This is a genomic window from Geobacillus sp. (assembly GCF_017515625.1).
Lineage (GTDB): Bacteria > Bacillota > Bacilli > Bacillales > Anoxybacillaceae > Geobacillus > Geobacillus stearothermophilus.
The window spans coordinates 1-7,802 of sequence record NZ_JAFWFM010000024.1 but is presented as its reverse complement, the minus strand read 5'-3'; the positions used below and the strand labels follow the sequence as shown (position 1 = coordinate 7,802).

At 55.7% G+C, this 7,802-nt stretch carries 4 protein-coding genes and 1 pseudogene; all 5 read right to left on the bottom strand.

Annotation, left to right across the window (positions count from 1 at the left end):
• Positions 1-218: 218 nt before the first annotated feature.
• Positions 219-1,688: a nicotinate phosphoribosyltransferase gene (locus IKE44_RS01630; RefSeq protein WP_015374911.1), complete on the bottom strand. Its 1,470-nt coding sequence runs from the start codon at positions 1,686-1,688 to the stop codon at positions 219-221.
• Positions 1,689-1,768: 80 nt separating this feature from the next.
• Entirely contained in the window at positions 1,769-2,320 is a 552-nt protein-coding gene (locus IKE44_RS01625) for a cysteine hydrolase family protein (protein WP_287464816.1), read from the bottom strand.
• 166 nt (positions 2,321-2,486) lie between these two features.
• Positions 2,487-3,236, bottom strand: coding sequence for a membrane protein insertase YidC (yidC, locus tag IKE44_RS01620; RefSeq protein WP_015374913.1), 750 nt, complete (start codon positions 3,234-3,236; stop codon positions 2,487-2,489).
• A 42-nt stretch (positions 3,237-3,278) separates the two neighbouring features.
• Positions 3,279-3,548, bottom strand: coding sequence for a hypothetical protein (locus IKE44_RS01615; protein ID WP_015374914.1), 270 nt, complete (start codon positions 3,546-3,548; stop codon positions 3,279-3,281).
• 81 nt (positions 3,549-3,629) lie between these two features.
• Positions 3,630-7,789, bottom strand: a pseudogene (locus IKE44_RS01610) (tetratricopeptide repeat protein).
• Between the last annotated feature and the right edge of the window lie 13 nt (positions 7,790-7,802).

Here is a 7,802-nt window from a genome sequence, read left to right as displayed (position 1 = left end):
TCGACAGTCGAAAATGGACAAACCGCTTTTCCGTCAAGGATATGTTAAACTTCTTCGTTACATCTATATACATGAAAGAGGTGTCCCGCGCCGTTCGGGACACCTTTGTTATTGCGGCGGAAAAAAGAATATCGCTTTGCGTTGCAACGCGCGGGACCGGTTAAGGCGGTCGATCGCGTACAAAGCGACATCATGCGCTTGCCCCGCAGCCAAGACGGTTATTCACTTAAAGATGCGCCTGCAATTTTTTCTTTCACCTTGCGGATGTTTTCCATCTTATTGTCCCAACACGCTTGGCTCAAATCAACGGGATATTGCTCGGGATTGAGCGTCCGTTTGTACTCCTCCCAAAACAAGCGCAAGCTTTCTTTTGCGTACGCTTGAATGTCCGGAAGCGGCGGCGACGTATACACGAGCCGGCCGTTGTCGAAGATCGTCACATGCAAGTCACGCGCTTCGAAATTGGTGACGAATTTGCTGATGAACGTGTACACCGGATGGAACATTTTCAACCGCTCTTCTTGCTGCGGGTTTTCGCTCTCTAAGGCGATGTAGTCGCCTTCCGCTTTATGGTTGATTTTGTTGACGATGCGGTACACCCGCTTCAGCCCCGGCGTCGTCACTTTTTCCGGATTGCCGCTGATTTTGATCGTATCGACCATCTCACCGCGTTCGTTTTCGATCGCCACCATTTTGTACACGGCGCCGAGCGCCGGCTGATCGTACGCCGTAATGAGTTTGGTGCCGATCCCCCACACATCGATTTTCGCCCCTTGCGACTTCAAGTTTAAAATCGTATCTTCGTCCAAATCGTTTGAGGCGAAAATTTTCGCGTTCGGAAATCCGGCTTCATCGAGCATTTTCCGCGCTTCTTTCGACAAATAGGCCAAATCGCCGCTGTCGATGCGGATGCCGATAAAGTTGATTTGGTCGCCCAGCTCCTTCGCGACGCGAATGGCGTTTGGCACCCCCGACTTCAACGTATCGTACGTATCGACAAGAAAGACACAGTCTTTATGGCGGCGTGCATACTTCAAAAAGGCCGTGTATTCATCCTGATACGCTTGAATCATTGAATGGGCGTGCGTTCCGGCGACCGGAATGCCAAACAGCTTCCCGGCACGCACGTTTGATGTCGCCTCAATCCCGCCGATATACGCTGCGCGCGCGCCCCAAAGCGCCGCATCCATCTCCTGCGCCCGCCGGCTGCCGAACTCCAAGGCCGGCTCATCCCCGAGAATATGCTTAATGCGCGACGCTTTCGTGGCGATGAGCGTCTGGAAATTGATAATGTTTAAAATAGCCGTTTCGATGAGCTGCGCCTCGGCGAGCGGCGCCTCGATGCGCATAATCGGTTCATTGGCAAACACCACTTCCCCTTCGCGCATCGAACGGACCGTGCCGGTGAAGCGAAGCGTCCGCAAATAGTCTAAAAAGTCGTCGCGGTAGCCAAGTTCTTGGCGCAAATAGTCGATGTCGCTGTCAGAAAATCGGAACTGCTGCAAAAACTGAATGACGCGCTCCAACCCAGCGAACACCGCATAGCCGTTGCCAAACGGCAGCTTGCGGAAAAACACTTCAAACACAGCGCGGCGCTCATGCATACGATCTTCCCAATACGTCTCGACCATATTGATTTGATATAAGTCCGTATGAAGCATCAAGCTGTCATCAGCATATGTCTTCATGAATTGCTACCTCCAACACACGAATGACGGCGCCGCCGAATAAAACAATGTTCATCGTCTATTCTATCACGTTTTCTCCATTATTCCACTATTTTCGCGCCTAGCGTATGGCGAAAATGGCGGAGCGCCCATTCGTGTCCCGCCGCGTCGAAGCTCGCCACCGCCCGCCGGTGGACGACGATGCGAAATCCTTTGTTGTACGCATCGACCGCCGTATGGAGGACGCAAATATCGGTGCAGCAGCCGACCAAATGCACTTCCGTGATGCCTCTTTCGCGCAATTTCAGCTCCAAATCCGTTCCGGCGAACGCGCTGTAGCGCGTTTTGTCCATCCAATACACATTGTTTTTATGCTTGTTCCCCTGATACACCGCCTCGAGCTCCCCGTACAGCTTTCGCCCCTCCGTCCCTTCAATGTTATGCGGCGGAAATAACTTCGTTTCCGGATGATAGTCGTCTCCCGCCACATGCTTGTCAATGGCAAAGACGACAAAATCACCGTTGTCAATAAACTGTTTCGTCACCCGCACGAGCTCTTTTTCAATAGCCTGCCCCGATTTCCCGCATGTAAGCGCGCCATGAACGGCGATGAAATCGACGGTGTAGTCGATGTTAATAAGCGCTTTGTTCATTCCCGTTCACTCCTTTTCCTCTTCCTGCATGGTCGGGTTGCTGTTTTTTCATCCCGCCTACATCTTGTTGGGCTTTTCTACCATTATACCATAGCAATATGGATAGCAGATAAGACAACAAATCCCCTGCCTGCTTTGAAGCAGACAGGGGATTGTCGAAGTCGTTTTAGCTGTTTTCCGCCGCTTTGGCCGCTTTCATTTGAGCACGCAAAATGAGCGACTGGATGATCGAGAAGCAGCCGCCAACGACCCAATAGAGCGACAGCGCCGATGGAACGGAGCTGGCGCCGATAAAAATCATAACCGGCATGATGTACGACATCATCGCCATTTGCGGCATTTGTTCTTCAGCCATCGACGGCGACAGGCGGAGCGAGATGAACGTCGTCAACGCCGCTAAAACGGGCAAAATGAAATACGGATCGCGATGGCCGAGCTCGACCCATAAGAACGAATGCGTTTTAATTTCTTGCGTCCGCGAAATCGCGTAATACAGCGCCATAAAAATCGGCATTTGAATGAGCACCGGCAGGCAGCCGCTCGCCGGGTTGACGCCGTGCTTTTGATACAGCTGCATCATTTCTTGCTGGAGCTTGCGCTGCGTTTCCGGGTCTTTGCTTTTATATTTTTCTTGCAGCTTCATAAGCTCCGGGCGCAGTTTTTGCATGGCGATCGATGCGCGGAACTGCTTCAAAATGAGCGGCAGCAAGCAAAAACGGACGATGAGCGTCAGCACGATAATGGCGATGCCGTAATTGTCGCCAAACCAGTGCCCAAGCGTCAAAAGAAGCTTCGACATTGGATAGACAAAATAATGGTTCCAAATGCCTTGGCTATGTTCGTCGATCGGTTCGTTGCGGTTGCAGCCGGCAAGAAGCAAAACGGCGCCAAGCAGCACCAATACCCATTTTTTCATGAAAAGCCCTCCTTCAATATCATGTTGCAAAATCATGCCGTTTCAACATAAAGGAAAGGGCCTTCCATCCTCATCCGTTCGGCTTGTCCGTTCCCGAACGGGAATTTTCCGCCGCTGCGGCAAAAACAGCGGGCGCCATGGAAGCGCCGCCCGTTCGGCGCCTCCCTCTGCTTCATGCTCGCGAACCGCGGCCAACGCCGGTTCATAAAACAGCGAACCTGCCATCCGGCGCGCGCTCGTATGTCCTTTCATGATGATCCATAGCGCGCCGACAAGCGACATATACACAAGCAAATCAATAGGCGCTTCCATGCGTCCACCTCCCTTTCGCCTGTCGATTGTTCTCTTTCCATACAATAGCAAACTTTCAACCGAAAGAAAAGCAACAATTGATCACATCCGCTCCAAGCGGTGAAATACCGGCTCGTCGGCTGCCAAGACGGCCAGCTCCCCGCTTTCATCGGCCGCCAGCGCCGCCCGAAGCTCTTCTTTCGCCTCATCGAAGCGTCCAAGCAGCGCGAGATAGCGGGCTCGTTCGTAGCGAAGCCGGGCATCGTTGGCCATATGGACGCACCGCTCGATGGCCGCGAGCGCCTGATCGATCGCCCCGCTTCTTCATAAACAGCCGCAAGCTGCATATGGAACTCTTCATCCTCAGGATACCAATCAGCATAGCGCTCCCAAAGCGCCGCCGCTTCTTGATAGCGGCCCGTTTCCATATAATGCTCGCCAAGCAACATGAGCGCCTCACGGGCGAGCGGTTCTTCCGCCACAATCTCCTCGAGCTGCCGCTCGGCTTTCTCGCGCTGTCCTTCTTGAAGCCAAACGACCGCCTGCAACACGCGCAGGTCGACATCATCCGGGTCATCAGCCAGCAGCCGCTCCAGCCAGCGCTTCGCTTCCTCGCGTTTTCTTTCCTCATCGGCGGCCAATAAATATTCCACAAATTCTTGCGCCAAAGACGGATCCCAAACGCGGGCGAGCGCTTTGCGCCACGTTTTCACGGCATCGCTGTCCAATTCGAGCGCGGCATATAAGCGGGCGAGCCGCCTGTAGGCTTCCGCATCGCTGCGGTTGAGGCGAATCGCTTCGTCGTAGAAATCGGTCACAATCGAAAACAAGACAACGGTGCCGACCCATTCTTTCGCTTTTGTCCACCATCGCACCGGTTCGTCATGCCCCCCCTGCTCCTCGCCAAAATACGGGAAAAGAGCCGAGGCGGTGTTCCGATACATCACGCTTTTCGCCTCGCGGCTTGCCTTCAGCCGCTCGAGTCGATGGCGCAGCTTCCCTAAGCCGCGCATCGTTTTCGGAAAGAGAGCCACATACAACGGGTACAACGATTCATCGTCCGGATGGCGCACCATCAACTGTTCGAGCAGTTTCGCCGCCTCTTTTTGGCTTCCTTCCGCGATCAGCACCATCGCCCAATGGCGGAGCACTTCAGGATGGTCCGGGTCAAGAGCAAGCGCCTTCTCGACGGCCGCCTTTTCTTGATCGCGGCGCTTAAGCGCTCCATAAACATATCCAAGGCTGTCGTAATACCACACCTCCCCTGCATGCGGACGGGCGTCAGCCAACGCGCGGAGAAGCGCGGAAGGCTCCGCGATCGCGGCAAGCTGCTCCATATCGATGCGCTTCGGGGCCAAGCGCACCGCCTGAAGCAAATGCGCGTGCTGCCGCTCTTCGTTTTCTTCCGCCTCATAGAGTGAAGCTAAGCGAAAATGGCAAAGGACAAACGATGGATCGGCTTTGAGACAAGCCTCATACTGTTGTTTCGCCTCTTCGTGGCGTCCAAGCGAGGCGCACAGCTCCGCGAGCCGGAAGAGGGAAAGCGCATGGCCCATGGCGGCAGCTTCTCGGTAAAACGCCATGGCCTTCGACGGCCGGCCTTGCCGTTCATAAAGGGCGCCGAGAGCGGAATGGGCCGAAGCGAGTGTCGGGCGAGCCGAGACAAGCTGCTCTAAAAACGCCCGGCCGCGTTCCTCTAAAGACGGCGTTGCCAGCTGATCAAGGTAAAACTCGTACGCTTCTTCCGCCTCAAACTCAGCCAGACGCAACCCTTCTTCCAACCACGACAGCGCCGTCTCGCGTCCTTCCTCCTCGTCGGCGAACCCATGGGCGACAAGCCATCTTCCCGCGTTCAGCCAATATTCGCTGTTGTTGGCAAAACGGGTGCGCTGCTTGATTACATACCGGCGCGCCGCTTCCACATCCCCGCGCTCCGCGAGGGCGGCCGCCAAGCCGAGATGGGCGAACACGTCATCGCTGTCATGGCGGATCGCCTCTTCGTAGCACGAAACCGCTTGTTCCGCCTCTCCTTCCTCCATATAGAGATCACCAAGGCGGACGTAAAGCGGCGCCAACCGCCAGGCGGCGGCCAATCCCTCTTCCAACACCGCTTTCGCTTTTTCCCGATCACCGTCGTCATCATACAAGTCAGCCAACATCAAATACGGGTACGGTTCCTGCGGGTCGAGCGCTTTGGCGACGCAAAAGCCGCGTTCCGCCTTGCGCCGGCGGCCGAGCTCCCGATCGCAGCGGGCCCGCTCATACCAAAGCTGGGCATCCCGCCGCTCGCGGCGCACAAGACGATCAAACCAGTCGCGCGCTTCGGCAAACCGCTTCGCATGGAACAACAGCACACCGTGATTCGTTTCGATAAACAAATCGCCCGGATACAGGCTGACTGCCACGCGCGAAGAGATGAGCCCTTTTTCGATATGACCGGCGTACGCCGAGGCGAGCCCGAAATAGCTCCACACTTCCGGCTGGTCTGGGTCCAACTGGAGCGAGGTGCGAAAATAGCGAGCCGCCTCTTCATAGCGGCTGGCAAAAAAGGCGATTCGGCCGCGCAAATAATGGTAGAGCGGGCTTTGCGCCTTTCCTTTCACCCGTTTGAGCACGTCTTCAGCCTTCTCCATTTCTTGCGTGTAGACGTACGCTTTCGCCGCCATCAGCAGCAAGTCGTTATGTTCCGGATACTCGTTCAAGACTCGTTCCGTATACTCCAATACAAGCGGCTTCGCCTCGTCGATGCCGAAATGCTTCATGACATACAGCCATGTGTACGGGATGTGCTCATGCTGGCGCAAAAAGGCGACAAAGGCGGCGAAATGCGCCTGTTCGTCCTCGTCCATCTTTTCAGCCAACGCGTGCAGCTCACGGAAATAGCGGTCCTCCTCCTCCGGAAGCTCGGCGGCGAGCGCCGCTTTTTCCCGGGGAAGCGCCACAATCGACAAATAATGCGTCCCTGCATACCACTTGGCAAGCTCGTCCTCGGAAACGACAAACGGATCAAACAGATTCGGGTCTTGCACATAAAACGCCTCGAGCCGTTCGTCATAGCCAAACAGCACTTGGACGTGTGATGACTGTTCGTAATCGACGCTTAACAGCACCGGAACGCCCTCATCAATGAGCCGCTTCCAGCGCGGCAGCGTGCCGATGAAAAAGCGGCAAACAAATCCAATATCTTCCAAATAATGTACGGTCGTGGACAACTTCGATCCGCGCACATCAAAAATATGTTCCGCCACTTCATCCTGCGTGCGGGGGGAACCAAGCAATCGAAGCATCATTTCCAGACTCGCCGGCACGCAATAGTTGTGCTTTTGCACGACCGGCACAAGCGGCAGCGCCACCGACCGTTTCCCTTTCCGCCCAAGCGCGCGGGCGTACGGCGTTTTTTCAAGCTGCGGCTCCGCTTTCACAAGCGATTCAAGCTTCTCCCATTCCTCAAGCTGGTAATACAGTTCGGCGCGCAAATGGGCGAAATAACGGCGATGCATATGAAGCGGATTCAGGCGGTCAAGCTCCTCCATCGCCGCGAGCGCCTCGCGGTAGGCGCGCACATCGCGCAGGCGGCGCACGCGCTCAGCGTAAAACGCTAACACTTGCGGAAAACGCTGCTTTCCTTCTTCCAAAACGGCAAGCGCCTCGCGGTGGCGGCCATCGAGCGCATACAAATCGGCAAGAAGCAAATAGCACATATCGCCGCGCTCCGGGTCATCGAGACCGGCGCGAATCACCTGTTCGGCGCGCTTCCGGTCGCCGGTCTCGATATAAAAATAGCCCCACTTGTCATGCATCGGCGCCGTTTCATAGCGGGCAACCACATCCATCCATTCGTGCGCCTCATCGATCCGCTGCATATCCAATAAAGCGCGCACCAACGCAAACGCCGCCCGGGCGATCGCTTCCCTCGGCTCCTCCACCCGGCCTTCGAGCGCGGCGGTCAGGCGCGGAGTGAGCGCCTCTTCCACATCGAGCGGCCGGCGTTGATCGAGCCATTCGTCGCACAACCACGCGAGCGTCTGCAGCGTGTTGAACTTCCGGTGGGCGTACCGGGCGACAAGCCCGCTATGCCGGTACATAAGCGCGTAGTCGAACAGGCGGACAAGCGTCCGAAACGGTTCGATCTCGTCCCACGAAGCCATGAGCGGCCGCCATTGAAACAATCCCATGTTTTCTAAATGCGGCCGCACCTGGGCAAGGGCATCCACGATTCGTTTTTCTTCAACGAGCAATGCGATCGGTTTGATATGATTCATACAAAGAAACTCC